This window comes from Aureitalea marina (genome assembly GCF_002943755.1).
Lineage (GTDB): Bacteria > Bacteroidota > Bacteroidia > Flavobacteriales > Flavobacteriaceae > Aureitalea > Aureitalea marina.
Window position 1 is genome coordinate 2801649 of record NZ_MQUB01000001.1, and the last position, 25914, is coordinate 2827562.

A 25914-nucleotide genomic window follows, 5' to 3' on the forward strand; every position below is an offset into this window, starting at 1 on the left:
ATGATTAAGAAGTTGATTCTTCTGGCAGCCGCTTGTGCCTTCCTTTTTGGTTGTTCCGACGACGACGATAACAGCAACGCAAATTGTCCTAAACCCGGTGAGATCGAAGCGACTGAGTTAAACAGTGCCTCGGTCAAGTTCACTTGGGGGATAGGTGACCAGACAGCCTGGCAATACGAATATGGTTTGGCTGGTTTTGGTCTGGGGACGGGAACAGTAGTAGGAACTTCGGAAACCGAAGCCTTCATCGATGGGCTTGACGCTGCTACAGCCTATGATATTTACCTGAGGACTAATTGCGGATCCGACGGCTTCAGCGACTATATACAGTACCAATTTGTAACCACCCAGGCATCTCCAAGTTGTAATGTGCCGACAGACCTGTTCCTTGCTGACCTGGGTACCCAGTTCATCGAGATCGGTTGGGCGGAGAACAATGAGACTGCCTGGGAGATCGAATACGGGGAGACCGGATTCGAACTAGGTAGCGGAACAGTTATACCAACCTCAGAAAGTACATTCCGCATTGAAGGACTTGAGCCATCCACTACTTATGAGATCTACGTACGTGCCAATTGTGGATCCGAAGGATTTAGTGAATACTCGGAGGCCCTGGTCATCACGACCAATGGCTAAAAGGCTTGTTTAGTTGCTTCAAATCGAAGGGTCGGATGCTGTGCACCGGCCCTTTTTCTTTGGATTATTGTATTTTTGATGCTCTTATACTAGCCTTACATCTATGAAGTTAGCCACGATCGATCGGGTTAAGACCATTTCCAAAGAAGACTTTAAAAAGAACTACTTCAAGCCGCAGCGTCCTGTTATTATCGAGGAATTTATCGAGGATTGGCCGGCCTATTCCAAATGGAACCTGGATTATATGGCCAAGATCGCGGGAGACATTGAAGTGCCTCTTTACGATGATAGGCCCGTGGATTACAAGGACGGCTTCAATGAGCCTCACGCCAAGATGAAGATGTCGGAGTATGTGGACCTGCTAAAACGAGAGCCAACCCGTTATCGAATCTTTTTGTGGAATATCTTGAAGGAGGTTCCGGAATTGCAAAAAGACTTTAGCTTTCCTGACTTTGGTTTGAGGCTAATGAAAGGCCTGCCAATGCTCTTCTTTGGAGGAGAGGACAGTTATACCTTTATGCATTACGACATCGATCTGGCCAATATCTTCCACTTTCACTTTCATGGGAAGAAACAGGTGATCTTATTCGATCAAAAACAAAATGACTATCTCTACAAGATTCCTCATTCACTCATCACCAGGGAAGACATCAACTTTGCCGACCCTGACTACGAAAAGTGGCCAGCCCTGAAGAAGGCAAATGGATATATTGGAGAACTGGAACACGGACAGGTTTTGTACATGCCAGAAGGATATTGGCACTATATGCGCTATCTCACCCCCGGTTTCTCTATGAGTTTACGAGCAATAGCCCGAAACCCAAAGAATCTGAGCAAGGCTATTTACAACATCTTTGTGATGCGGCATTTTGACAATATGATGCGGCGTATGAAAGGACAGGCCTGGATCGATAACAAGAACGAAAAGGCTATAGTCAATACCCATAGAAGGTTAGGAATATCCTAATAGAGACTATCTGCTTAATTCGTCCAATTTCTGGAATATCAGTCCGTTTTCCCAACCTCTGTACTGCATATAATTAAGGAACTTTTGTCTTCTTCGTTGAAGGCTTGATTCTCTCTTTAGTTGATCCCAACGTTTTTCGGCTAATACGTTAAAGGTTTCCTGGTATTCGGTTTCGGATATCTCCTTGAGAGCCAGTTTAATGTTATAGGAAGAGATGCCCCGGAGTTTTAATTCGCGAGTAATACGTTGCCGCCCCCAGTTTTTAATTCTGAACTTGCCACGGGCAAAAGATTGCGCGAATCGCGTTTCGTTCAGGTAGTTCTCCTGGATTAGATGTTGGATGATCACCTCACAGGCTGCGGGGATCATGTTCATCTTCCGGAGTTTTTCTTCTACTTCTTTATGGGATCGGTCCTGGTAGCTGCAGTAGCTTTCCAGGGCTAATTGAGCTTCCTCTACGGTATAGGTCTTTCTGCCTTGCACTGCTCGAAAATAGTAAAGTTAAGGCACAAAAAAACCCCCGACCGAAGGCCGAGGGTTTCTATTATTTGATCTTGTTACCATCTTTATCAAAAAAATGATATTCAAGATAAGTGTAAGCATCTCTAGGTTGGATATTAACCCATTTCTTGTGTTCTAAGAACCATTTGGTCCTTACAGATGGAAAGCCTTTGGTTAAAAAGGCTGCTATAAAAGGATGCGTGTTTAATGTGATCTTCTTATAGTCTTTCTGGAGAACGCGTTTCAGCTCTTCGGTGATCTTCTGAACCAGAACGATCGGGGCTTCGATCTCACCGCCCTCAGGGGCGTTGGGATTCTCTTCCCGGGTCTTGATGTTCATCTCCGGTCTTACCCGTTGTCTGGTGATCTGAATCAACCCGAATTTACTCGGTGGCAGGATCTTGTGTTTGGCCCGGTCGTCTTTCATCTCTTCCTTTAACTTATTGAAGAGTGCTCGACGATTTTCGGCCCGGTTCATATCGATAAAATCGATCACAATGATACCTCCCATATCCCGGAGTCTTAGCTGACGAGCCACTTCCTTGGCTGCAATCAGGTTGACCTCCAGGGCGGTCTCTTCCTGGTTCTTGGATTTAGCACTTCGGTTACCACTATTCACGTCAATGACGTGCATGGCTTCGGTATGCTCAATTACCAGGTAGGTTCCTTTTGTACTTGAAACGGTTTTCCCAAATGAAGTCTTGATCTGGCGCTCGATCCCAAATTTCTCGAAGATGGGAACTTTACCATTATACAACTTCACGATATTCTCTTTCTTGGGCGCAATTTCTTGCACGTAATCTTTGATCTGCAAATAGAGATTTTCGTCATCCAGGTGGATGGCCGCAAAATCGTCGGTCATCACATCTCGAATGATAGAGGCACCTCTATTGAGTTCACTTAGCACCTTACTTGGGTGGTGCGCCCCTCGTAGCTTTTTACACATCGCTTGCCAGCGATCTTTGAGATTTTGTAAATCTCTGTCCAGTTCTGCTACTTTTTTGCCCTCGGCAACAGTTCTGATAATTACGCCAAATCCCTTAGGTTTTATACTCGTGATCAGTCGTTTGAGTCGTTGCTTCTCCTCCTTGGATTCGATCTTTTGCGAGACCGAAACCCGATCGGAGAAAGGAACTAATACGATATATCTTCCGGCTATTGAAAGCTCGGAACTGATACGAGGTCCTTTTGTAGAGATAGGTTCTTTAACAATCTGTACCAATATGGATTGATTGGACTTGACAGCTTGATTGATGCCGCCATTCTTATCAATCTCCTTTTCGAAAGGGAAATCCTTTAAAGAATACTCCTTTAATTTACCTGTGCTTACACCTTTGACGAATTTCAACAAAGATTTCACTTTCGGTCCGAGGTCATGATAATGCAGGAAGGCATCTTTTTCATAACCAACATTGACAAAAGCGGCGTTGAGTCCGGGAACGGTCTTTCGGATCTTGGCTAAGAATATGTCGCCTACCGAAAATCGGTTACCGTCTTCCTCCTTGTGTAATTCGACTAGTTTTCCATCTTTTAATAGGGCAAAATCAACTTCTTGTGAACTGGATCTTACGAATAGTTCGTAGCTCACTTTTCATTAATTTTTATCCGACCGTATCAATTAATCATAAATCGATGCGGAACGCGGATGGATTAAACAATATTTTATCACAGGTGGTTTACCTGTAGAATTGGTTCTCTGCACAATGCAGGGACCCTATTCTTTTTCAAAGAACTTTACTTAAATAAATTCAAAAAAAAAGTAGTTAAGAACTACTTTTTCTTGTGACGATTAGCGCGTCTACGTTTTTTACGCTTGTGGGTTGCTACCTTATGTCTTTTACGTTTTTTACCACTCGGCATGTCGCGTACATTAATTGTGTCCCGTGGAGAGACGTTAGTATTATTTTACCTCCACATTCGCTTTAACACCTTCCAAGAATACTTTGGCAGGCTTAAAGGCTGGAATGTTGTGAGCAGGAATTTTGATCGTTGTGTTCTTAGAGATGTTGCGTCCGGTTTTCTCGGCTCTTTTCTTGATAATGAAACTACCAAAACCTCTTAAGTAAACATTGTCTCCTGATTCCAAAGAAGTCTTTACCTCATTCATGAAGGATTCTACAGTTGCCTGTACATCTCCTTTTTCCATTCCCAGTTTTTCCGAAATCTTAGCTACAATATCAGCTTTAGTCATTTTGTTTGTGTTTAATTAATAAATCTATTCTATCTATCAATTTGGTTTAGTAGTTTATAGGCGGGCAAATATAAGGAAATAATACTCATATTATCAAATTGTGAAATGTTTAATTCTCACAACAATAGCCCTACTTTTGATTCATGAAAGAGAAGGATAGTCAATTTTCTAATAGCCTAATTGCGTGGTATTTAGAAAATGCACGAATACTACCTTGGAGATCGACAAGGGATCCTTATTTGGTCTGGCTATCCGAAATTATCCTACAACAGACCCGGGTGGATCAGGGGATGCCTTATTACAATCGATTTTCACAAGCCTTCCCAACAGTTCATCACCTGGCCGATGCATCGGAAGAAACAGTGTTCAAATTGTGGCAGGGGCTAGGTTATTATTCAAGGGCCAGGAACCTGCATTTTACGGCCAAATATGTAAGCAATGAGCTGGACGGAGTATTTCCGACCTCTTATTCTGAATTGATCAAATTGAAGGGAGTTGGGGACTATACGGCTTCTGCCATAGCCTCCATTTGCAGTGACGAAGCCCAAGCGGTTGTAGACGGGAATGTTTACAGAGTTCTCTCCAGAGTCTTCGGACTGGATACACCAATTGATACAACTCTGGGAAAGCGTCAATTCCGAGAATTGGCTCAGCAACTGATCGATCCTAAACAACCAGGTACGTATAACCAGGCGATCATGGAGTTTGGGGCTCGTTACTGTGTACCCCGAAATCCGACTTGTGAAGGATGTATTTTCCAATCTAAATGTGTGGGATATAAATTGGGAAAGGTAGGGGAGTTACCTGTCAAAAAGGGCAAAACAAAGGTTAGGCCGGTTTATCACAATTATCTGGTGGTCACCTCAGAGGATGGTAAGACTTTGTTGGAAAAGAGAGAAGGTCGGGGGATATGGCAGGGTCTCTACCAATTTCCAATGACAGAATCAGATCAGCCCATTGGTTCGGCCTTACCCGATACTGTATTGGAACTCTATCAGAGCAAGTACGGATTGAGGTCGGTTATTAGGTATAAGGAAGAGCCGGTTATACATTTGCTATCCCACCGAAAGATATATGCTCATTTCTGGATATTACAAACGGAAGAGTTGAAAAAGGAAGGTGTAGATTACAGCAGAATAGAGGAGTTCGCGGTACCCGTTCTTCTTGATAACTTTATCCGCGAGTTTCCTGTCTTTGCATCTGGAAAATAGTATATTTATTTTTCAATCCATGACTGAGTGACATTTCATGAATTGGAATCTACAATTCCAAAAATGAAGGAAGTAGGTCGCAGTTTTTATTTGAGGCAAGGTGCATATTGGCTATCTTGTTTTGGGCGGGGAAGGAAACCCCAAGGTATGAAGTTCAGAAGATCACTACTATTGAGATCCTTGGGATGACATCAATAAAATCAATAACTTAACTATCCCATTACATAAATAACTCAAAATGAACGGAACATTGAATAAAGTAATGCTGATTGGGCATACCGGAGATGAAGTAAAAATGCATTATTTCGAAGGTGGTGGAAGTGTTGGACGTTTTCCGTTGGCAACAAATGAGACCTATACCAATCGCACAACAGGCGAACGGGTCACCAATACAGAGTGGCATAATGTTGTAGTCCGCAACAAAGCGGCAGAGATCTGCGAGAAATACCTGCACAAAGGTGATAAGGTCTATATCGAAGGACGAATTAAGACTCGCAAGTGGCAGGACGATCAAGGCAACGAACGATACAGTACCGAGATCCAGTGTACGGATTTCACCTTCCTCACTCCGAAAGGAGAAGGAATGGAAACTGGTGTTGGGCATTCCCAGGCGGTCAATCGGCCAGCGCAAACTCAGCCTGCCTCATCTGCAGCCGCTCAGCCAGCTGTGGAAGACGACGATCTCCCATTCTGATGTTGAACTTAGTGTTGAATTTTGGATAGCGAACCTCCGGATTTATTACTACAGGCTGTACTTACTCCTACCGACATAGGCAGTATGGTCGTTTTGATCTGTCTGCTCTTCTGCTCGGCCCTGATATCTGGGGCTGAGGTTGCATTTTTCTCTCTGTCAGCCAGTGATTTTAGTCAGGAAGGCGATGAAGAGGACAATCGTAAGATGGACTTGGTCCGCCGCTTATTGGCCGACCCCAAGAAATTATTGGCAACCATATTGGTGGCTAATAATTTGATCAATATTGCGATAGTACTGCTTTTTGCATCATTAGGTGATGTGTTCTTTGACGGGATATCCAATCCCAAGTTCCGATTCTTCCTGGAGGTGGTTGTTGCCACTTTCTTGATCTTGATGTTTGGGGAAATCTTGCCTAAGATCTATGCTAGCAGGAACAAGGTTTCTTTTAGCACCAGAATGGCGATCCCGCTCAGATTCCTCGAGCGGCTTTTTAGTCCGATCACAGGCCCGATGAAGGCAACTACCATATTTATCGAGAAACGATTTGCCAACAGGAGCATAGGTATATCAGTCGATCAGTTGTCCCAGGCCTTGGAATTGACCTCTGACGATGACACCACCAGGGAAGAACAAAAGATCCTGCAGGGGATTGTCTCTTTTGGGAATACAGATGTTAAGAATGTGATGCAGCCCCGTATGGATATTTTTGCCCTGAACGAGGAATCCAGTTTTAAGGAGATCCTCCCAGAACTTATTCAGAACGGTTATTCGCGTATTCCTGTGTATCGTGAAAGCATGGATACGATAGTTGGCATTCTTTACATCAAGGATCTGATGCCTCATTTGGATAAGGACAGTTTAAAATGGACCGATCTCATGCGGGAACCCTATTTTGTCCCGGAGAACAAGAAGCTGGATGATCTGCTGAACGAGTTCAAGGAGATGAAGATGCACCTGGCGATCGTGGTAGATGAATACGGAGGCACAAGTGGCTTGATTTCTTTGGAGGATATAATCGAGGAGATCGTTGGGGAGATCTCTGACGAGTTTGACGATGACGACCTGGTCTTTACCAAGATCGATGATCATACCTATGTCTTCGAAGGTAAAACGGCCTTGAAGGATGTGTATCGGGTTATCCGCATGGACGATACCGAACTTTTTGAAAATGTAAGAGGAGATTCCGAAACCCTAGCGGGTTTTGTGCTGGAGATCTCTCAGGGGTTCCCCAGGAAAGGAGAGGTAATAAAATTCCATCATTATTCGTTTACCATTGAAGCCTTCGAAAACAGGCGAATCCAACAGATCAAACTGAGTATCGATGAACAGGGTTAGTCCTTTGGTCGTTTTGGCCATACTATTTTTTGCGTCCTGCGGTGATGAGGTTCTTGTGAAACCGGCGGCCCAATTGCGACTGGATTATCCGGAGCCGGTTTATCGGGAGACACAAAGCGATTGTCCGTATACCTTTGATAAAAATGAGGCCGCCTCACTGAGTCTGGACGATAATTGTAATATAAACGTGATCTATCCGGCTATGAGAGCCACGGTCTACCTGACCTATATCCCAATTGAGGACAACAAGCTGGAAGGTCTGTTGTCGGACGCCCAGAAACTGACCTATGACCATACAATCAAGGCTAACGAGATCCTGGAACAACCCCGTGTGGATCCCGAGGCTAAGGTCTATGGAATGTACTATATGATCAATGGTGATGCCGCCACTCAATCACAGTTCTATGTGACAGATAGCCTAAACCATTTTTTAACCGGCTCACTCTATTTTGATGCCAAACCAAACTTCGATTCTATCTATCCGGCAGTGGTATACCTTCGGGAGGATATACGTAAGATCATGGAAACCATACGGTGGGAATAGCCCCTATTCTGTAACCGAAAGCTGTTATTGATTCTTCTATTTCCCCATTTCTAAAATCTATGCTCCAGTCACTGATTTAAGGGCCGATTTCACGACTTTTGGACCCTAGCTTAGTGGTATGAGTGGTTCTAAGGCCAAATGGGTTTACCTGGCAATTCTCTCCCTGATCTGGGGAAGTTCTTTCATCCTGATCAAGAAGAGCCTAGTGGGGCTGACCGATTACCAGGTCGGTTCTCTTCGGATCGTTTTGACCTCACTCTTTCTCTTTAGTATAGGTTTCCGCAGTATACGTGAGATCAAGAGAAAACACTGGAAATGGGTGGCCATCTCCGGCTTTGTCAGTTCGTTTTTCCCTCCTTTTCTGTTCGCAACTGCACAAACCCAGATCGGAAGTGGGATTTCCTCCATACTCAACTCCATAGTCCCTTTGAACACCATAATCTTTGGAGCACTACTCTTTGGGATCGGTGTAACCATAAGGCAGGTTTGGGGAGTCATCATCGGCCTGATCGGAACGATCATGCTGATCTTGGGCGGGCTTATGGCTGAAAAGGGAGGCCTGGACGCGGCATTTTCCGGTAATACCAATTTTTGGTATAGCGGATTAATTATCATGGCGACCATTGGCTATGCACTCAATGTCAATATCATTAAGAAGTACCTGAGTTCAATTTCTGCACTAGCCGTGACTACCGGTAATTTCCTCTTTATTTTTCTCCCAGGATTGGCAGTACTTTATTGGACGGGTTTTTTTCAAACCATAATGGAAAGCCAGGAAATGCAACGATCTGCCATGTACGTAGTGCTACTCTCCTTGGTGGGTACTGCTGTGGCAAAGGTGCTCTTTAATAAGATGGTGCAGATAGCGAGTCCTGTCTTTGCGTCTTCCGTAACCTACACCATGCCGATTGTTGCGGTTGGTTGGGGAATATTGGATGGCGAACGATTTGGGTTTATCCAGATCGTCGCAGCTGCGATAATTCTCATCGGGGTGTATTTGTCCAATAAAAAGAAATCCTGAACGAATATTCTTATGTAATTCAGGGGGTTACCGTTTTTTTTCCGAAATTGATGGGAATCATAACCCTTGAGTCATGAAGAAGTATTATATGAAATACGGTTTGGGAATTGCCGGTGCGTTGATAGCATTCTTCCTGCTGACCAAATTAGTGGGTCTTCATCAGTACCCTATTTTAAGTGCGTTTAATGGTTTGATTTTCGGCGCAGGCATCTTTTTTGCCTTGAAGGATTATAAGGCTTCTTCAGACAGCTTTAAGTACCAGGACGGATTCCAGGTAGGACTATTTGTTGGAGCTCTGGCTACGGCGATATTTACTGCGTTCATGGCCATCTATATCCATCAGATCGACACTGAATTTGCAAAGGCTATCTTGGACTCTTGGGGCTTGAATTTTAATAAGGGAGCTTTGATTGTGATCTTGTCCTTATTCATCATGGGGCTTTCCACCACATTTGTACTCACATTGGCATTTATGCAATTGCTAAAGGAGTCCTGGAATCAGAGGGCTTAGTCCTTTCTTGGTCCAACCTATTGCCTTATCGTAAAATAGCCTTATATTTGCACCCGCAAAAGCGGGGCAGTTCAGCTGTCTCAAATAAATAAAAAGTTAATCAGTACGCTATGTATGCAATTGTAGAGATAGCAGGGCAGCAATTCAAAGTTGCAAAAGACCAAAAGGTCTTTGTTAACCGTTTGCCTGTTGAGGAAGGGAAGAAAGTGTCTTTCGACAATGTCCTTCTGATCGGTGACGGTGACAAAGTTACTATTGGCGCCCCGGCTATAAGCGGCGCTCAAGTTGGAGCAAAAGTCGTGAAGCACCTAAAAGGTGACAAAGTGATCGTTTTCAAGAAGAAACGAAGAAAAGGTTACAGAGTAAAGAACGGACATCGTCAGTCTTTGTCTCAATTGGTTATCGAGAACATCGTAGCCAGTGGAGCTAAGCCAGCCAAAGCAGCCAAGGCAGAGAAGCCAGCAGCCAAAGCTGAGCCAAAAAAGGAGCAACCAGCCAAAGCGGCTACGGAAGCACCAAAGGCAGATGCCAGTCAGGACCTGTCTAAAATGACAGTAGCTCAATTAAAAGAACTAGCAAAAGCTAAAGGAATCACAGGAATTTCTTCCATGAAGAAAGCAGACCTGATCGAAGCCCTTAGCAAGTAATCATAAAACCGATACAAAATGGCTCATAAAAAAGGAGTAGGTAGTTCCAAGAACGGTCGGGAGTCGGAATCGAAACGCTTAGGTGTTAAGATCTTCGGAGGACAAGCGGCCATCGCTGGAAACATCATCGTCAGACAACGCGGGACTAAACACAATCCCGGAGAGAACGTATATGCCGGTAAGGACCACACCCTGCACGCCAAGGTGGACGGTACGGTAAAATTCGAGAAGAAGCGCAACGGAAAGTCTTATGTTTCCATAGTGCCAAGCGCACAGGCTTAGTTTCTCGAAGAACAGAACGAAATGATCCCTCCGGTTTTCCGGGGGGATTTTTTTGTCCTCATCTGAGAGTAAACATTCGTTCCAGTCAAAGGGTTAATAGGTTGATAACTAGCACTATCGTTGATAGGCTCCTGAGGAATAGGTCAATTCGTAGCTATGCGAATAGATCTCGAAGACCACTCCGAAGGGATCCTCTACATAGACCATTCGGTAGGGTTTCTCGCCCGGATAGTAAGTACGTATCGGCATGCGTTGTTTGCCGCCATATTCCACGATCTTATTGGTAAGGCCTTCGATGTCGGGATCCTGAACACAGAAGTGAAAAAGTCCTGTACGGAAAGGATTGAAATCTGGTTTGATATCTTCTGTTGAAGGGAAAGAAAATAGTTCGATTCCCACCCCGTCGGAAGTAGCCATATGGGCTATTTCAAAATTTTCCCAATCTTCTCCAAAGACATCAATGCACATCTGGCCAATCGCTGTTTCTCTTTCCTTGACAACCGTAGATGGCGGCATGATCATGTACCACCCCATTACTTCTTGATAAAAGGCCACGGCCTTATGTATGTCTGGCACTGTAATCCCTATATGAGAGAACGACCTTGGGTAATTTGATTTTTTCATAGCGGATTTATTAGATCTGACTATTTAATTTTTCTGATATAATTTAAAGAACCAATGCATTTGATTGATCACTTGTATGCGTTGAGGATCTTTTTCGATAAGCAGTTCATGTTGGGCGTTTGCGATTCGGTAACCGTAGCAGATCTTGTCTAACTCCCTAGCCTCTTCAATGAATTCCTGATGAGCTTTTTCACGAACGATCTGCTCGTTAGCAGCTGAAAATATGAGGAAGGGTGTTTCGATCTTGCCGATGTTATCATTCATATAGTCAAATTGCTCGCAAGATTCCTTTACCCAGTGATAGGAAGTGCCTCCTAACCTGGCCTTGGGTTCGATAGTAAAGGCCTCTACCATTCGATTGTATCTAATTTCTGATCCGGTAAGCTTATTCTTTTTAAAAGCTGTCTGTGGTTCCTGATATGGGCCTTGTCCCAAGGCGTATTTTGGCTCTTTGCCTATCAAAAGGTTAGTGCCACCACAAGCGCCGGTTGGCAATCCAAGCATAGGAGACGAGAAGGCTGCCGCCTGAAAATCCGAGGGAAACTGCTGCAGATAGGTCATGCCAATGGCCCCGCCCATGGAGTGTGCGATCAGGAAAACAGCGCTGTGCCTGGAAGGTTGGATTTCTGCCTGGTAAAACTGACGCATATCTTCAATATAATCCTGAAAATCGGCTACATATCCCATGTCAGGATCATCCAGCATGCGTCCGGATAGCCCTTGTCCCCTGTGGTCATGAATATAGACGGAATAGCCTAAACGATAGAGGTCAAAGATCAATTCCTTGTATTTGATGGCTGCCTCGGTTCGGCCAGCGGATATCAGGATGGCAGGGCTGTCTTTTGTACTTTGCCTGAAGACCTTGTAGTAAATTGAAATATCATCAGCCCCGGAAAAAGTTCCTTCCTCACCCGTTTCGTAGAGCTCTTCTATTTCCATCTGTCGTTCTGCAGTTACAAGTTCGGACTCGGTGGTTAACCCAAGGGTGTTGCTAGCCGGTGGTGCAGATGGTAGCTTGACCGCGCAAGCGGACATCAGGCTGCAACTAACCAGCAGGATCCAAAGATTTCTTCTCATATTTCGGAACGATGGTTAAAAGAGAAACCGGATTAAATAGCCCGTTGGTCTCCTTTAAGTGCTAATCCCAAATAAGATACAAAACTTTATCGTCCTATTTGGTGGGTTATTGTCAAGCGATTCATAATGTCATCTGTCAGAACCTGCCTGTCTTGTTCAAGCCTCAAACGAAGCTGTTTATCGGTGTCATTGTCTGCGGTATGTTTTGAACCCCACGTATACAGCTCAATTAAAGCGGGAACCAATTCTAAGCCTTTTTTGGTCAAAGAGTATCTAATTGCCGATGCATTGGTCGGGTCTTCCTCTTTCTGAATGATGTCGTTCTCTATTAGCCGATTTAATCGATCTGAAAGAATATTGGTGGCAATGCCTTCCTTGCGGATGAATTCCCGGAAATTTCTTGCGTCCTCGAATATAAAGTCCCGCAGAATAAGTAGTGTCCACCTGTCTCCAACGATGTTTAGGGATAAGTGAAGGGGGCAGTTAGATCGTCGAGAAGGCTTACTCATATTGTAAAATAAAAAAAGTACTTGTAAAATGCAAGTGCTTTTTTTAAGAAATCGAGATACTAAAGCTTAATTCACTTTCAGATCGAGCATATCACCCATACCAAAAGCTTCAAAAACACCTCGGTGAATTTGTTCTAGTTGTTGGTTATAGGGCGTGATATGATCGCCCATGCCCATCTTGTCCACCACAGTTCTCATGGGTCGTTGACCCGGTGTTGTTTCGATCACATCGGCAATGGCTAAGGCTACGTTATTCGGATCCTGGGCCGGATTTTGTGCCAGAGCACCTTCAAAGTTCTCAAACAACATTTGAGGTGCGTTGACCATTTCTCCATAACCCGCATCCCTGGACTTATCGCCTGGGAAGATCAGGTTATTCATAAAGGAGGTGGCATAACCACCCGGTTCTACCAAACAGGAATCCACTCCGAAACCGGAGAGTTCGATCCGATAATTCTCAGCCAAGGCTTCCAAAGCCCATTTACTGGCATTGTACGGTCCGTAGAAAGGAAGCGCCATTCTTCCCAGGATGCTGGAAACATGTAATAGTAGACCTGAACCTTGTTTCCTCAAATGAGGCAAGGCAGCCCGGTTGACTCGTTGAACTCCAAATACATTGATATCGAAAAGTCGCTGAAAATTCTCAATGGTAAAACTCTCCTGTATCCCTAAGACACCAACGCCCGCATTATTAACTATCACATCCAATCCTCCCATCAATTCTACAGCCTTATTTACAGCAGAGTTGACATTCTCATCGTCCGTCACGTCCATTTCGACCACATGAGCTCCCAGGGCTTCCAATCGAGAAGCTGACTCCTTGTTTCGGTCTGCGACATTTCGCATGGTAGCAACCACCTGGTGGCCTCTTTTTAGTAGTTCTTCCACTGCCAGGGCTCCGAATCCTCCACTGGATCCGGTGATCAATACTTTCTGTTTCATAGTGCTATTTTTTTCGATTATCGTTTCTAATTAAAAATGCGCAAATATTTAATCCTTAGCCGGTTTCAAGCTGGGTAAAATTACATCCCTAACTATTGGGAAGGCCAATTGTCCTTTGGCAGAATTATAGGCCTTACCTGTGAAGACTGCCAGAAGGTCTAACTCTGGAAAGATCATTATATATTGCCCGCCATTACCGGTTGCCGTTACGGATCGATAGGCGGCTGTTTCTGTTTTAAATGGGATAAGCCACCAATAATATCCATAATCCATCTGATCGATTCTGGTATGACTACTGGTTGATAATTTGATCCATGCTTCGGAAACGATCTGCTGAGATCCCCATTTTCCTTTATCTAAGACAAGCTGCCCCAATTTAGCCATGTCTCTTGGGGTCATATATATTCGCCAGCCTGCAGAGATCACTTCCTTTTTTTTGGTGTGTCCCCATTGGTAATTGGAAATCCCCATCGGGCCAAAAAGGTGGGTGTCAGCAAATTTATCTATGGTTAATCCACTTACTTCCTCAATGACTTTAGCAATTAGTATTGACCCCATTGAACAATAGAACGATTGGGTTCCAGGCTCGTGGATCAGCGGTAAATCCACAGTATACTGCAGCCAGTCTTTCTTCTTGTACACCCGATCTTCTTGTCCCAAGGATTTTTGATCCCAGTCGTTACAGTCCAAACCGCTGGACATGGTCAATAGATGGGCCAGGGTGATCTCATTCTTTCTGGGGTCTAGATTCTTTTGAGGTAGAGGTTCTTTTAAGTACTTGGAGAGAGGGTCATTTATGTCGTCGATAAGGCCTTGATCAAGGGCAATACCTACCAGTAAGGAACGAATACTTTTAGTTACAGACCGCAGATCATGTGGGGTACTACGTTGATCAGAGGGGAAATACTCTTCGAGTATCAGTTTTCCTTTATGTACGATGAGCATGCTGTTGAGCGGGTGATCGGCCGCAGACAATTGATTGACGAGCTGATAGACCCTGGTTGTGTCCATATGGTTTAGCCGCATATCGGCCGTTTCCCAGCCATCAGATGTACGAACAGGTGGAGAATATGAATAGCTGTTTTGGGCTGAAGCCCAATGCGAAAGCAGCAAGAAAAGGGGTAGAATTAAATTCCTCATAAGATTATTCAGAATTGACATTCCGATTGATCTCATCACTAGATAGATCCCAACCTCCGCCCAGGGCTAGGTATAGATTGACTGTGCTACTCAGTTTAAGTTGCATGGCTTCCGATGCACTGAGCATGGAGTTAAAGGAAGAGCGCTGTAGGTCCAGGATCTCCAGGTAACTGGTGACACCATTTTCATAACGTACCCAGGACAGCTCGAGGGCCCTATTAGCGGATTCCATTTGAGTTCTTCGGGATTCCAATTCCAATTCGTAGGTTTCTACAGCTATCAGGGCGTCTTCAACCTCTCGAATGGCATTTAGATAGCTATTCTTATAGTTGGCTAAAAGCTCTTCGCTTCGGGCCAATTCGATCTCGTATCGCTTTTTATTCTCGCCAGAATTAAACAAGGGCCCAAATAGTTGAGCTCCTAAACTGGCGAATGCCGAACTTGGATCCAGGAAACTGGCTCCCAGGTCCGCCGTTAAAGTCAGACTTGGATATTGCAGGGCTTCGGTGGCGCCATTGATGTAGTATTGGGCCTGCAAACTACGCTCCGCCACCAGAATATCGGGACGTCTGTCCAGCAGCTCTGAGGGTAATCCTGCTGGTGGAGAAGGGGGTAATATCTGGTCTTGTAGCAACTCCCCCCTTGGGATGTCAAATGGGGGCGACCCTAACAGTATACTAATACTATTCTCCGTTTGCTGGCGTAGTCTTCTAAATGTCTGAATCAGTGTTCTAGCCTCTTCCAATTGTATAATTGCCTGATTCACATCAACCTCAGAGATCAGTCCTGCCCGGTTTCTTGCGGTAATAATATCCAGGTTATCCTTCCACGATTCGGCGGTGTTCTGAGATATAACCAACCTATTGTCCAGGTCTCGTAATAAGAAATAAGCATTGGCAACACTACTTATCAAGGTGATAGTGACATTGCGATAAGCCTCTTCAGAAGCCAAGTAGGACTGAAAGGCTGCATCGTTCAGATTCCGAAATCTCCCCCAAAGATCAACTTGATAAGATATAGGGACGAACGCAGATACGTTTTCCTGGTTCTGGATTGTAGAAAAGGTATAGCTACCTTCCGCACCATAGTTGACACGAGGATTCAGATTGGATCTAACCACTCCCAAGTTTGCTTCGGCTTGCTTAACACGAGCCGCGGCTGCATAAAGGTTGAGGTTGTTGCACAGGGCCTCTTCAATGAGATAGGTCAACACGCCATCCTGGTATAGCTCCCACCAAGGTATATCTGCGATATTCTCTGATTGCATAGCGGTATAATTATAAGCCACTGGTGGACTTATGTTTTCCTCACGCTGATATTCCTGGCCCAATCGGCAGCCTGTGAGCAGGATGAAAGAAAAGAGCACAAGTATATTTTTACCTCTATGCATGTTCGGCAGATTTGTGTTTGTTCCAGTTACCTAAAAAACCAAAGGCAATGGCAATGTAGATCACAGCCATCATGATCTGGATGACTCGGGTCCATACTTTGGAACCGGCATCGGCCTCACCAGAGGCAGTCGTAGACCCTATGATCAATAAATAAGTAGAGAAGGCCATGCCAAATAAAGGTGCATATGGAGAACTGCTGAAAAGCTTTGTAGCAATGACGAGGCAAATTCCAGTGGATAGCATCAGGAAGAATAACAGATTGGGTACCACAGTTAGAATCTCGAAGGTTGAAATGGCCAGTAAACCACCTGCGAGATTTCCTAGTATTAAGGCTTTCCCAGCCTTGAACCCAGTTCCTATTCCCGCCTGCATCGCCAATAAGGCTATAAAGACCAGCACGAGTAAAGAGGCCGTTATCTCGAACATAAAGAATAAAAGTAAAACAGGAAGAACTACCCAGGTCCTGAAGAGCGCATCCTTATAGCGATTTGTCCCACCAGCCTGACCGCCCTGTTTCTTTTCTCCTTGCAAGGGTGGTGTTGATGGGAATAGATAGAAGGCTATCCAAACACAGAGCATAGCTTCTATGGATATCAAGATCAGGCTGCCACTAATTGCCTGGGCCAGGGCGTCAGATCGGATCGCTATGGTCGGGATCAGCATAATTGCCATTAGGAGCCAGGTTTTCACCATACCGGACATCATGGGATGTATGCTGTAAAAAATGTAAAAAAGTAATAACGCCAGCACCAGAAATAGGGCTACCGGATAATCCAGGAAAAATATGACCACTAAATTGGCGACCATAACCGAAAGTGCGATCACTAGCATAAAGGACAATCCTTGTTTGATCCCGGGCCCTGTGCCAGGAGCTGTCAATAACGGCAGGCTTAGAACAGGTAGGACATAGGATAATGGTCCCCCGGTTGTCACAGCCAGGGCAAGGGTGAGCATGGCCCAAAAACATATCTTTTGATCTGGTTATGTGAAGTATCCAACGATTGTGCTACCATAGATCATCTCAAATAGGATAGGAAAGCGCTGGCACGAATCCGGAATCGAGCTACGGCGTCCAGAATAAAATTTCCACCTGTGTAAACCGTAACATCTGCTTGACCGCCAAGCCTGATCTGATTGCTCAGATCGCCAGGTTGGAAGGCGATGATAACCGGGAATCGTTGAGGGTCCCTGAGCCACCCTTTCTTCTCTGATGGGGCCGGTAACTGATTTCGGTTCACCTCCCCGGATTGTACTCCAAATCCAATACTTCGGACGGTTCCTTTGAACACCTTACCTGGGGCAATATCCAGATTATATTCCACTTCCTGGCCAATTTCCATCCTGGATAAATTGTTCTCCTTCAACCCGGCCTCTATCCAGAAATCGGCATTGGAGACAAACATAGCCAAGGCCTGTCCGGCCTGACTGTAGTAACCCAGGTCTACATTAAAGCTTTCGATGGCCCCATCGGCAGGGGCTAAAACAGTGGTGAATTGGAGGTCCAGTTGTGCTTTTTCCAGCGCTACCTGGGCGGCCCGGTATTGGGCATTTTCTTCTCCAGATATTCCTAACTGCTGCTGGGCCTTTTCCAGGTTTGCCTCGGCTGCTGTCACTTTTTCTACTGCGGATGCCAAGCTGGTTTCTGCCTTGTCCTTGTCCGCCAGTGATAAGGCTCCGGGATTTTCCTCCAAAACCTGCTGAACCCGATAGTAATTTCGCTGGGCTCGGTCCAATTGAGCCCTGGCAACCCCAAGCTGTCCGGTTGCTGCCTTTACAGTTGCAGTTTGAGCTCCAACCTGTTGCAGGGTATTATCCAGTTGGGCCTCCGCAGATTGAACGGCCAGCACAAAAGGTCTTACGTCCAATTCGAATAGGGTATCTCCCTGTTTAACCTGGCTGTGCAGGCCCACATGGATCTTGGTAATGTAGCCCGATACCCTCGGATGGATAGGGATAGATACTCCTCTGATGATTCCCTGATCGGTATAAGGAGTGTACCGATCTGACAGCACATACCACAACATGAATACTCCGATCAGTATCAGGAGTATATGCGTCAGTTTTCTGACGGGATTCTTAGAATTGGAATTGTTGGTTTCTGGGTTCTTGAGAGTCTCTTGTTCGGTGCTCATTAGTTGAGATAAGGATTAGCTTCCACAACTATATGGGAAACAGCGGTCTAGTAAAGATAGGATTTATCGTCCGTATGTTCGCAGAGAAAATAGAAGAGAAATTCAACAGCAGAACTTACTCCTCCCATGGCTTTTTTTCAGAGATGTCGAAGAATCTTTCTCCGTCAAAACCACTAATGCCCGGCCAGTGCCCAAACCAGATACTTCCTTTATCATCTAACATCAAACTGAGCACCCCGTTGGTGGCCAAACCATCTTTGGCGGTATAGTTAGTGAATTCAGATCCATCGTATTTGTAGACACCAAAGTGTTCTGCAGAGAACCATATATTTCCTTGTTTATCCTCCAACAGGCCTCCCGTTTCAGGGCCCTCTATGGTCCCGTTTTGCATATAATTGGTGAAGTTTTGTCCGTCAAAGGACGAAATCCCACCGAACATTGTACCTATCCATAACAAGCCCCTGCTATCAATAAATAGAGAGGAGACACTATTATCTGGCAATCCATTAGCGGTGGTCAAAAAATCAAAATTTGCACCGTCCCATATGGTGATTCCCTGTCCGTCTGTAGTGATCCAGATCTTCCCATCCAGATCTTCCATAATTGGTCCCACTCGGTCTGATGAAAGCATTGGACGGGCGTTCTTAACTTCGGGCTTTGGGTATTCAAATGGCCTGAAGCGTTCTCCATCAAAGTGGCTTAGGCCATCTACGGATCCCACCCAGATCCTTCCTTTGCTATCTATCATCACACTCCAGATCTCCTCGTTGTCCAGACCGGCCTCGGTGGAGTAATTGGTGAATTTTTCTCCGTCCCACTTGTTCAATCCACCGGAGGTTCCAAACCAAATGTTACCTGCGTCATCCTCTGCTATTGCCCTGACACTGCTACCTTTGTATCCATCGGCGGCTGTGAATTTGTATAGAGTATCACCATCATGACGTATCACGCCATCGCTATTTGTACCAAACCAAAAGATTCCACTTCGATCTTGGTACATAGTCCTAATAAATTCACGGATCATACTTTCCAAATTGTAGGGTTGAAGCATGGCCATTCCACCTGGTTTGTCAAAAGGGGTGGTTGGCAAATGGCTTCTACGGACCAGGGTATCTGTTACCTCAACATCCTTAACGGTCTTGCTTTGTCCATTGCAAGAGAAAAGAGTAGAACTTACTAATAAAATAATTAGGACGCGAGGTGCAATTGCCTCTGTCTTATTGAACAGCAGTATGAAAGATCTTCGGAATAAGGTGTTCAATGATCCAAGATTAAGATATGGATTGGACCAAATGGTCAGCTCCTTTCCTCTTGCCGCCTGGTCAAACAACATGCCGGAGACACCAAAAACACCTGCAAAAAAGGCGCTGATCAGGAATACTTCGACCACACCGGGAGACCATGAAATGGCCGAAGGGGGCCAAACAAAAATGGCAACAGTAGGCACCAGCAATGTCACAATTGCCGCAGTGTATAAGGTGACGGACATCCCTTTAGGACGGAATCTAGAGACCAGTGCACCGATCAAGCCAACAGCGAATACCGTTGCGTAAAGTAAATTGGCATCCTGAGCTTCGTTTCCAATTATGCCTACTGCTCCGTTAACCCAGAAAAGCAGAAAGGCACCGAGCAATCCAATACCGAAAGCAATACGATATACCGTCCGATTAGCTCGCTGAGCGATCAACTCATACGCTAGGCCTATAACGGACAAGACGGCACCCATGATAACGAAGTCCATCACATCCCAGTTAATCTCCGAGGTAAATTGCATGGCAATTAATGGGATCATCAATACCCCGACTATAAATACGGCCCAGCGGATCAATCTTTTCTTCTGTAAATGCATGGCTTGACGGTTTAAGGTTGCTTCTCTACGAAGTCATAAAGTTAATAAATACAAGTGGTTATGTTTAAAGAACGACCATTATTCCTGTATTCGTATATGGTAGATAATACTTGAAATACCCTGATCTAATCCTTAAAAACGAGTTTGCCTTGTCCAAATTCTTTACAGAGACAACAGTGAGCTTATTCTTCTTCCTCTTGTTGGGTGTAGGTGATAATGATTACAGAGAATATATCACTAAGCGTTGCTTGGCAACGTTGAAAGAGTACCTCCTCTAGTAATTTGCTTCCATCATTTGGCCTTGGTTTGCTTTCCGAGCCAGTTGGAGTAGGGAACTGCTGTTATTCCGTGCATGAAGATGCTTAGGGTTACGGTGAGGATTATAGTGGCGAATATGGTTTCGTTGCCGGGATCGGTAGGGAGCATATTGAATGCGAGTAGAAAATAAAGAATGGAGGCAATACCCCTTGGGCCAAACCAGGCAATGAATACCTTTTCCTTAAAGGTGATCTTGTCCCGATTAAGGCATATAATTACCGGGATCATCCTGAGTACCGTCAGACTCAGTAAGGCGTAGATGACAACTTCCAGGGTAAAATAATCCCAATAGTGCGGGAGCATGATTGCGCCCAGAACGAAGAAAACAAACAGTACCAATGGCTGGCTCAGGTATTCGCCAAATTCTTGCCCGGTCTCAAACACCTTTTTTGAGTCGGCATTAAAGAACAGTCCGCTTACAAAGGCCGAGATGTAACCATTTCCGCCAAGATGTTCGGCCAGCACATAAGAAACTATAGCCAAGGCTACGATAGAAATACCCTGGAATAAATGATCGGATAGTCGTTTTCGCACAGACCAGTTGATTAATTTACTACCTCCCCAGCCTGTAATACTACCGACCAGAGGCGCTAGAAGTAACTGTTTTGCAATGTAAGGAAGCAAATTGGCGGAGTTGAGGTCAGTTGCAGGTTCCTGTAACATGGCCAGGCATATTAAAATAGGAGGTAATACAAGCCCGTCATTCAACCCGCTTTCTACATTGATAGACTCGCGGATCTTTTTTGGGACCATTTCACTTTGTACCACTGCTTGACCCAAGGCTGCATCGGTAGGAGATAAGATAAAGGCCAGTACGGCCAATAACAGCCAATCATATCCTGGGAAAAACAATTTAGCGGTCAATGTCCCAACAATCATGGTAAGTGGTAGCCCAATAAATAGTAGACGTATTGGCGTTTTGTAAACCTTGAAAAAGTCTTTAAGCGAAATATTGCTGGCGTCGGTAAATAGTATAGCGATCAGGGCAATTTGTCCGATCAGGGTTAAGGACTCATTGTCAATGTTCAATGCCTGAATGCCTTCCAGTTTGGAAGAGAGTAATCCCAAGACCGTAAAAACCATTGGTCCCGAAATAGAAAGGCTATTCAGTCTTTGAGAAAACAATCCATAAATGAATAGTAACAGGAAAATAAAAGCAATAAGGACGATGGTTTCCATGAGCCGGATTGTAGATGGAACAAATTAATTTCAAACTGTCGACCAAGGAGAGTTGACCTCGTCAAGGTAGTATTTTTCGTGGTATTGAGGTAATTAAAGGACTATCGCAGAAATAATTCTGGTCGTTTTATTTGAGCTGATATTGGTAGGGACTTCTACCTGGGGATTCTTTTTTGACGACCGGAAGTCTTTCAAAAAGGTCTGTTGCCAACATCTTCTTCTGGAACCGACTGCGATCTATTTTTTCTTCTTGTATCATCTCTTGCAATTTATGTAGCTGGGGCATGGTAAATGTTGGCGGCAGGAGCTTATAGGAAAGAGGTTTGTATTTGAGAACCTCCTTGATCCTGTGTCTGGCTTGGGATGCGATCTCTTGGTGGTCGATCCACATAGAAGGTAATTGGTCGAATGAAAACCAGCGGACTTCCTCGTCCATTTCTCCGGCAACGGGGAAGGCTGTATTAATATCGACCAGCGAATAATAGGCCAGGGTTACAAAGCGATCGTTTACCCAGTAGTCCGACTGCCATGGAATGCCAAGTTTTTGGGCAAAGAGTTCGAATTGCTCAGCAAATTTGCGATCCGGATTTCCAAAGACAGAAAGGAATTCAAGGTGAGGATCACTTAGTCCGGTTCGGGCTCGAAGAATAAGGGAGGCAGCATCGGTAACTGAGCTATCTCTTGGGATGTAACCACCAGGCAGTACCCATTTATCACCAAATTTCAGGAGTAGGCATTTGAGTTGATCATCCTCGTAACCAAAAACGACCAGGTCTATGCTGAGGTTTTGAAGATACTCTTCTTGGCCATGGGTGAAAAAGTGGTGAAAATCCATATTGAAAATATTTTGTGACTATATGTCACAAAACTAATAATTTATATATTTGTGGCAGTTCGACACAAATATAGCTCTCATGAAGAAGACAGTCAAGAAATCGCTCAATGCACTTGGACTAATACTCCTTTTAATCATCACGGCTGGCCTGTTCACCGGCTGGTATTTTAATCGAACCTTTTTAGATTTTGAAGGGGACTATGCAGAGCAACTGGATTTCGAGACACTGAAAATATCGGGCTATAGTTTTCTGGATCGCAATGGAAACGGTGAACTCGACCCCTATGAGGACAACCGCTTATCTGTAGAAAAGAGGGTAGCCAATTTACTCGAGCTCATGTCCGTGGAAGAGAAGATCCACCTGCTTAAAGGATCGGGTATCGCTTCGGCTATGGGCCGAACAGAACCGGGGACCGGAATACCGGGTGCCGTAGGTACCATTGTGCCTACCCCACGATTAGGATTACCTACCATATATCTCTCCGATGGCCCGGCCGGTCTGCGTATACAACCGACCAGGGAAGGAGAAGACAGAACCTATTATTGTACAGCCTTCCCAATTGCGACTTTGCTGGCGTCTACCTGGAACGAGGACCTGGCCATGGATGTGGGGAGCGCCATGGGGAACGAAGCCAAGGAATATGGTATTGATGTTATACTGGGTCCGGGGGCCAACATCCAGCGACACCCTCGTAACGGTCGGAATTTTGAATACTATTCAGAAGATCCTTTACTGAGCGGTTACATGGGTGCAGCAATCGTCAATGGAATACAATCTCATGGTGTGGGTACCTCTGTCAAACACTATGTTGCCAATAATCAGGAGACTGAACGCAGTCTAAACGATGTACGAGTTTCTGAAAGAGCCATGCGGGAGATCTATCTCAAGGGATTTGAACATATCGTTCACCGCTCCCAACCCTGGACCATTATGAGCTCTTACAATAAGGTCAATGGGACCTATGTATCGGAAAGTCCTTATTTATTGACAGATGTATTGCGAGGTGATTGGGGATTTGAAGGTTTGGTGATGACAGATTGGTATGGTGGTCGAAATGCTGTAGACCAGATCATGGCCGGAAACGACCTGCTTGAGCCCGGTACGCGTAAACAATGGAATGCTTTGACAGAGGGTTACGAGGACGGTAAGCTGAGCATGGAGGCTATTGACACCTCGGTTGGACGTATACTCAAATTGATCCTGGCTAGTCATAAGATGAAGCAAACTCCCTTCAGTAATGATCCAAATTTGGAGGCACATGCGGCAATTACGAGACAGTCCGCTACCGAGGGTATGGTCCTGCTTAAAAATGAACAAACATTGCCTCTTGCCCAGGGCCTGAATGTTGCCTTACTGGCTACAACCTCATACGACTTCATCGCCGGAGGAACGGGATCCGGAGACGTCAATGAGGCCTATACAGTATCTCTGGAAGAAGGACTAACCGGAGCCGGATTTACCATCAATGAAACGGCGAAAAAGATATTTGACCAACACAAGACGGACAATGCTGAGTTCTTTGTCAAACCAGAAGGAATGGACGCGTTATTCAATCCATACCTACCTCCTCAATTGAGCTATTCAGATGATCAAATGTCTCAGATAGCCTCCTCTGCCGATGTAGGTGTACTTACCATTGGTCGCAATGCTGGAGAGGGTGGTGATAGAGTAATGGATGCAGATTTCTTACTGACCGATCAGGAGTTAACCATGATCACTCAGGCTAAATCGGCTTTTCATGATCAGGGCAAGAAACTAGTGATCGTTCTCAACATTGGTGGTGTGATCGAGACAGCGTCCTGGAAGGATCACCCCGATGCTATTCTTCTTGCTTGGCAAGGGGGACAGGAAGGTGGAAACTCTGTTGCGGATATTCTCAGCGGCCAGGTTAACCCCTCGGGAAAATTACCCGTTACTTTTCCAATAGCTATAGACGACCATGCTTCTGATTCGAATTTTCCAGTTGGCGGTGGTCACCTGGTGATGACCGATCTCATAAAAGGTATGATGTTCCCTCCACAAGAGAGACCAGATGACGAAAAGCAAGCCAATATGGACTATACCGTTTATGAAGAGGGTATCTATGTTGGCTACCGGCACTTTGACAAGAGGGGTATAGTAGTTTCTTATCCATTTGGATACGGATTGTCCTATTCGGAATTTGATTATTCTGACCTCATGGTTGATCAGAACGAAGAGACAGCCACTATTCGGTTGATGGTAACGAATATTGGTCAAGTAGCCGGCAAGGAAGTGGTTCAACTCTATTCTTCACTTCCCTTAACTAAGATAGACAGGCCGGAACGTGAATTACGATCATTTAGCAAAACCAAGATCCTTCAGCCGGGTGAAAGCCAAGAGATCAGTTTGCAGTTTCCAATTTCGGAGCTTCGCTATTGGGATGAGGATCAAGAAGGATGGAAGTTAGAAGATGGAGCCTACAGCCTGGAGGTGGGAGCTTCTTCTCGTGAGATTAAACTACAACAGCAGTTAATTCCTAGGGCAACTAAAAACGAGGAAGATGGAATCGGTGGGATCGGATCTATCCGCTCTTCTGTCATGCAACGTTGACCAGGACTAGTTTCTCACGCTCCAAATCTCGTACATCGGATCTCCCTTACTGGAGTAACCCGAATGATGCCAGGCGCCATCTACCAACTCATAATTGAATTCCAGGCCCATGCCAACACGTGAGTCGTCTCGGGAGAAGAATTCAATATTTTCAGTGTACTTGCCGTCAACTGTGGTGTAAGTGCCACCTCCCGTGCCCATGAACTGCTTGGTTTCCGTATTGTAGGCGATCCATTGAAAGCGCGTTCCGGAGAGGATCTTCATGGTCTTTCTGGGGCGGTTTGTATCCCGGGATTGGATCTCCCCGTTGCGTTTTCGGCCGGACATTAACCAGGCTCCCTGCAAGGCTCCTGGAGCTCCATCATCAATACGGATCAAGACCATTTCACGGCCTACTATCCCCATTTTGTTGTCGTCCATGGTGATTTCAAAGCTTACGGTTTGACCTACCATCTCAGGATTATCGGTGTGAAACTCGACGGTCTCGCTCATGGTATCCCCTTCCAGGCTCCAAGTACCTCCATTGGTGGAGATGAATTTACCAGAATCAGCCTCATACCAAGTAGCTACTTGGTAGCCATCCGCAAAAATAACTACAGTTCTCACTTTTTGGCCGGCGTCGTTGGTCGAAATACCTTCCCAGGCACCTATTGGAGATTGGGCATTGACCGTACATATAATAGTATATAGGAGTAGCGAAAAGAACAGTTTCTTCATGATACGGAAATTAGTCATCTTAAAGATAATCATATCGCCTACACCATGAAAGTCGGTTGATCTTGTTCAAAGAAGTAATGGGGTGACCT

The 25914-nt window shown here is 45.1% G+C and carries 26 protein-coding genes; 11 read left to right on the forward strand and 15 right to left on the reverse strand.

The features are described from left to right. Both BST85_RS12825 and BST85_RS12830 read left to right on the forward strand, forming a co-directional pair. Positions 1-636, forward strand: a complete 636-nt coding sequence (locus tag BST85_RS12825; RefSeq protein ID WP_104813619.1) for a fibronectin type III domain-containing protein — start codon at positions 1-3, stop codon at positions 634-636. Between the two features lie 103 nt (positions 637-739). Next, positions 740-1603, forward strand: coding sequence for a cupin-like domain-containing protein (locus BST85_RS12830; RefSeq protein WP_104813620.1), 864 nt, complete (start codon positions 740-742; stop codon positions 1601-1603). 6 nt (positions 1604-1609) lie between these two features. On the opposite strand, the gene BST85_RS12835 is transcribed toward BST85_RS12830, so the two are convergent. The 3 genes from BST85_RS12835 to BST85_RS12845 form a co-directional block, all read right to left on the reverse strand. Next, positions 1610-2086, reverse strand: a complete 477-nt coding sequence (locus tag BST85_RS12835) for a regulatory protein RecX (protein ID WP_104813621.1) — start codon at positions 2084-2086, stop codon at positions 1610-1612. A 61-nt stretch (positions 2087-2147) separates the two neighbouring features. Beyond that, positions 2148-3692, reverse strand: coding sequence for an Rne/Rng family ribonuclease (locus BST85_RS12840; protein WP_104813622.1), 1545 nt, complete (start codon positions 3690-3692; stop codon positions 2148-2150). Positions 3693-4004: 312 nt separating this feature from the next. After that, on the reverse strand, positions 4005-4295 hold the full coding sequence (locus BST85_RS12845) for an HU family DNA-binding protein (protein ID WP_104813623.1): 291 nt from the start codon (positions 4293-4295) through the stop codon (positions 4005-4007). Positions 4296-4438: 143 nt separating this feature from the next. Between BST85_RS12845 and mutY the strand changes: the two genes are divergently transcribed. The 8 genes from mutY (at position 4439) to rpmA (ending at position 10540) form a co-directional block, all read left to right on the forward strand. Beyond that, positions 4439-5506 carry an A/G-specific adenine glycosylase gene (gene mutY / locus BST85_RS12850; RefSeq protein WP_104813624.1) on the forward strand — a complete coding sequence of 356 codons (1068 nt, stop codon included), beginning with the start codon at positions 4439-4441 and terminating at the stop codon, positions 5504-5506. 238 nt (positions 5507-5744) lie between these two features. Further along, positions 5745-6200, forward strand: a complete 456-nt coding sequence (locus BST85_RS12855; RefSeq protein ID WP_104813625.1) for a single-stranded DNA-binding protein — start codon at positions 5745-5747, stop codon at positions 6198-6200. Between the two features lie 21 nt (positions 6201-6221). Next, a complete protein-coding gene (locus BST85_RS12860; RefSeq protein ID WP_104813626.1) occupies positions 6222-7535 on the forward strand; it encodes a gliding motility-associated protein GldE in 1314 nt (437 codons plus the stop codon). After that, positions 7522-8079: a gliding motility lipoprotein GldD gene (gene gldD / locus BST85_RS12865; protein ID WP_104813627.1), complete on the forward strand. Its 558-nt coding sequence runs from the start codon at positions 7522-7524 to the stop codon at positions 8077-8079. Before BST85_RS12860 ends, gldD begins: the two co-directional genes overlap by 14 nt. A 118-nt stretch (positions 8080-8197) precedes the next feature. Then, positions 8198-9100: a DMT family transporter gene (locus BST85_RS12870; protein ID WP_104813628.1), complete on the forward strand. Its 903-nt coding sequence runs from the start codon at positions 8198-8200 to the stop codon at positions 9098-9100. A gap of 73 nt (positions 9101-9173) precedes the next feature. Continuing rightward, the gene (locus BST85_RS12875) at positions 9174-9611 is read left to right on the forward strand and encodes a DUF4199 domain-containing protein (RefSeq protein WP_104813629.1); all 438 of its coding nucleotides are present in this window, start codon (positions 9174-9176) and stop codon (positions 9609-9611) included. A 110-nt stretch (positions 9612-9721) separates the two neighbouring features. Next, positions 9722-10258 (forward strand): 50S ribosomal protein L21, encoded by a 537-nt coding sequence (gene rplU, locus BST85_RS12880; RefSeq protein ID WP_104813630.1) that lies wholly within the window; start codon positions 9722-9724, stop codon positions 10256-10258. A gap of 18 nt (positions 10259-10276) precedes the next feature. After that, on the forward strand, positions 10277-10540 hold the full coding sequence (rpmA, locus tag BST85_RS12885; protein WP_104813631.1) for a 50S ribosomal protein L27: 264 nt from the start codon (positions 10277-10279) through the stop codon (positions 10538-10540). Between the two features lie 114 nt (positions 10541-10654). Here the strand turns inward: rpmA and BST85_RS12890 are convergent, their stop codons facing one another. The 11 genes from BST85_RS12890 to BST85_RS12940 all read right to left on the reverse strand — a co-directional run bounded on the left by BST85_RS12890 (position 10655) and on the right by BST85_RS12940 (position 22536). Further along, positions 10655-11164, reverse strand: coding sequence for a lactoylglutathione lyase family protein (locus tag BST85_RS12890; RefSeq protein ID WP_104813632.1), 510 nt, complete (start codon positions 11162-11164; stop codon positions 10655-10657). 24 nt (positions 11165-11188) lie between these two features. Further along, positions 11189-12241, reverse strand: coding sequence for an alpha/beta fold hydrolase (locus BST85_RS12895; protein WP_104813633.1), 1053 nt, complete (start codon positions 12239-12241; stop codon positions 11189-11191). Positions 12242-12327: 86 nt separating this feature from the next. Next, entirely contained in the window at positions 12328-12750 is a 423-nt protein-coding gene (locus BST85_RS12900; RefSeq protein WP_104813634.1) for a winged helix-turn-helix transcriptional regulator, read from the reverse strand. 66 nt (positions 12751-12816) lie between these two features. Further along, complete coding sequence (locus BST85_RS12905) at positions 12817-13692, reverse strand: SDR family oxidoreductase (protein WP_104813635.1); 876 nt, start codon at positions 13690-13692, stop codon at positions 12817-12819. 48 nt (positions 13693-13740) lie between these two features. Then, a complete protein-coding gene (locus BST85_RS12910) occupies positions 13741-14832 on the reverse strand; it encodes a serine hydrolase domain-containing protein (RefSeq protein WP_219842124.1) in 1092 nt (363 codons plus the stop codon). Positions 14833-14836: 4 nt separating this feature from the next. Further along, positions 14837-16222: an efflux transporter outer membrane subunit gene (locus tag BST85_RS12915; RefSeq protein WP_104813637.1), complete on the reverse strand. Its 1386-nt coding sequence runs from the start codon at positions 16220-16222 to the stop codon at positions 14837-14839. After that, positions 16215-17177, reverse strand: coding sequence for a DUF2955 domain-containing protein (locus tag BST85_RS12920; RefSeq protein WP_104813638.1), 963 nt, complete (start codon positions 17175-17177; stop codon positions 16215-16217). The genes BST85_RS12915 and BST85_RS12920 overlap by 8 nt, the downstream gene beginning before the upstream one ends. Before the next feature lie 62 nt (positions 17178-17239). Then, a complete protein-coding gene (locus tag BST85_RS12925; RefSeq protein WP_104813639.1) occupies positions 17240-18355 on the reverse strand; it encodes an HlyD family secretion protein in 1116 nt (371 codons plus the stop codon). Between the two features lie 115 nt (positions 18356-18470). Then, positions 18471-20204 (reverse strand): ligand-binding sensor domain-containing protein, encoded by a 1734-nt coding sequence (locus BST85_RS12930; RefSeq protein WP_104813640.1) that lies wholly within the window; start codon positions 20202-20204, stop codon positions 18471-18473. Positions 20205-20495: 291 nt separating this feature from the next. After that, complete coding sequence (locus BST85_RS12935; protein ID WP_104813641.1) at positions 20496-21701, reverse strand: cation:proton antiporter; 1206 nt, start codon at positions 21699-21701, stop codon at positions 20496-20498. A 127-nt stretch (positions 21702-21828) separates the two neighbouring features. Continuing rightward, positions 21829-22536, reverse strand: a complete 708-nt coding sequence (locus BST85_RS12940) for an NUDIX hydrolase (RefSeq protein ID WP_104813642.1) — start codon at positions 22534-22536, stop codon at positions 21829-21831. A 79-nt stretch (positions 22537-22615) separates the two neighbouring features. On the opposite strand from BST85_RS12940, the gene BST85_RS12945 reads away from it, so the two are divergent. Further along, positions 22616-25108 (forward strand): glycoside hydrolase family 3 N-terminal domain-containing protein, encoded by a 2493-nt coding sequence (locus BST85_RS12945; RefSeq protein WP_104813643.1) that lies wholly within the window; start codon positions 22616-22618, stop codon positions 25106-25108. Between the two features lie 6 nt (positions 25109-25114). Here the strand turns inward: BST85_RS12945 and BST85_RS12950 are convergent, their stop codons facing one another. Beyond that, positions 25115-25825 (reverse strand): membrane or secreted protein, encoded by a 711-nt coding sequence (locus tag BST85_RS12950; RefSeq protein ID WP_104814014.1) that lies wholly within the window; start codon positions 25823-25825, stop codon positions 25115-25117. Positions 25826-25914: the final 89 nt, after the last annotated feature.

Excerpts from the sequence above, each read along its gene's own strand:
- BST85_RS12925 (WP_104813639.1), bottom strand. The coding sequence starts at position 18,355 with ATGAGCACCGAACAAGAGACTCTCAAGAACCCAGAAACCAACAATTCC.
- rplU (WP_104813630.1), top strand. The coding sequence starts at position 9,722 with ATGTATGCAATTGTAGAGATAGCAGGGCAGCAATTCAAAGTTGCAAAA.
- BST85_RS12825 (WP_104813619.1), top strand. The coding sequence starts at position 1 with ATGATTAAGAAGTTGATTCTTCTGGCAGCCGCTTGTGCCTTCCTTTTT.
- BST85_RS12910 (WP_219842124.1), bottom strand. The coding sequence starts at position 14,832 with ATGAGGAATTTAATTCTACCCCTTTTCTTGCTGCTTTCGCATTGGGCT.
- BST85_RS12870 (WP_104813628.1), top strand. The coding sequence starts at position 8,198 with ATGAGTGGTTCTAAGGCCAAATGGGTTTACCTGGCAATTCTCTCCCTG.
- BST85_RS12890 (WP_104813632.1), bottom strand. The coding sequence starts at position 11,164 with ATGAAAAAATCAAATTACCCAAGGTCGTTCTCTCATATAGGGATTACA.
- BST85_RS12905 (WP_104813635.1), bottom strand. The coding sequence starts at position 13,692 with ATGAAACAGAAAGTATTGATCACCGGATCCAGTGGAGGATTCGGAGCC.
- BST85_RS12930 (WP_104813640.1), bottom strand. The coding sequence starts at position 20,204 with ATGCATTTACAGAAGAAAAGATTGATCCGCTGGGCCGTATTTATAGTC.
- BST85_RS12830 (WP_104813620.1), top strand. The coding sequence starts at position 740 with ATGAAGTTAGCCACGATCGATCGGGTTAAGACCATTTCCAAAGAAGAC.
- gldD (WP_104813627.1), top strand. The coding sequence starts at position 7,522 with ATGAACAGGGTTAGTCCTTTGGTCGTTTTGGCCATACTATTTTTTGCG.
- BST85_RS12845 (WP_104813623.1), bottom strand. The coding sequence starts at position 4,295 with ATGACTAAAGCTGATATTGTAGCTAAGATTTCGGAAAAACTGGGAATG.
- mutY (WP_104813624.1), top strand. The coding sequence starts at position 4,439 with ATGAAAGAGAAGGATAGTCAATTTTCTAATAGCCTAATTGCGTGGTAT.
- BST85_RS12940 (WP_104813642.1), bottom strand. The coding sequence starts at position 22,536 with ATGGATTTTCACCACTTTTTCACCCATGGCCAAGAAGAGTATCTTCAA.
- rpmA (WP_104813631.1), top strand. The coding sequence starts at position 10,277 with ATGGCTCATAAAAAAGGAGTAGGTAGTTCCAAGAACGGTCGGGAGTCG.
- BST85_RS12935 (WP_104813641.1), bottom strand. The coding sequence starts at position 21,701 with ATGGAAACCATCGTCCTTATTGCTTTTATTTTCCTGTTACTATTCATT.
- BST85_RS12895 (WP_104813633.1), bottom strand. The coding sequence starts at position 12,241 with ATGAGAAGAAATCTTTGGATCCTGCTGGTTAGTTGCAGCCTGATGTCC.
- BST85_RS12855 (WP_104813625.1), top strand. The coding sequence starts at position 5,745 with ATGAACGGAACATTGAATAAAGTAATGCTGATTGGGCATACCGGAGAT.
- BST85_RS12945 (WP_104813643.1), top strand. The coding sequence starts at position 22,616 with ATGAAGAAGACAGTCAAGAAATCGCTCAATGCACTTGGACTAATACTC.
- BST85_RS12875 (WP_104813629.1), top strand. The coding sequence starts at position 9,174 with ATGAAGAAGTATTATATGAAATACGGTTTGGGAATTGCCGGTGCGTTG.
- BST85_RS12915 (WP_104813637.1), bottom strand. The coding sequence starts at position 16,222 with ATGCATAGAGGTAAAAATATACTTGTGCTCTTTTCTTTCATCCTGCTC.
- BST85_RS12950 (WP_104814014.1), bottom strand. The coding sequence starts at position 25,825 with ATGAAGAAACTGTTCTTTTCGCTACTCCTATATACTATTATATGTACG.
- BST85_RS12900 (WP_104813634.1), bottom strand. The coding sequence starts at position 12,750 with ATGAGTAAGCCTTCTCGACGATCTAACTGCCCCCTTCACTTATCCCTA.
- BST85_RS12920 (WP_104813638.1), bottom strand. The coding sequence starts at position 17,177 with ATGCTCACCCTTGCCCTGGCTGTGACAACCGGGGGACCATTATCCTAT.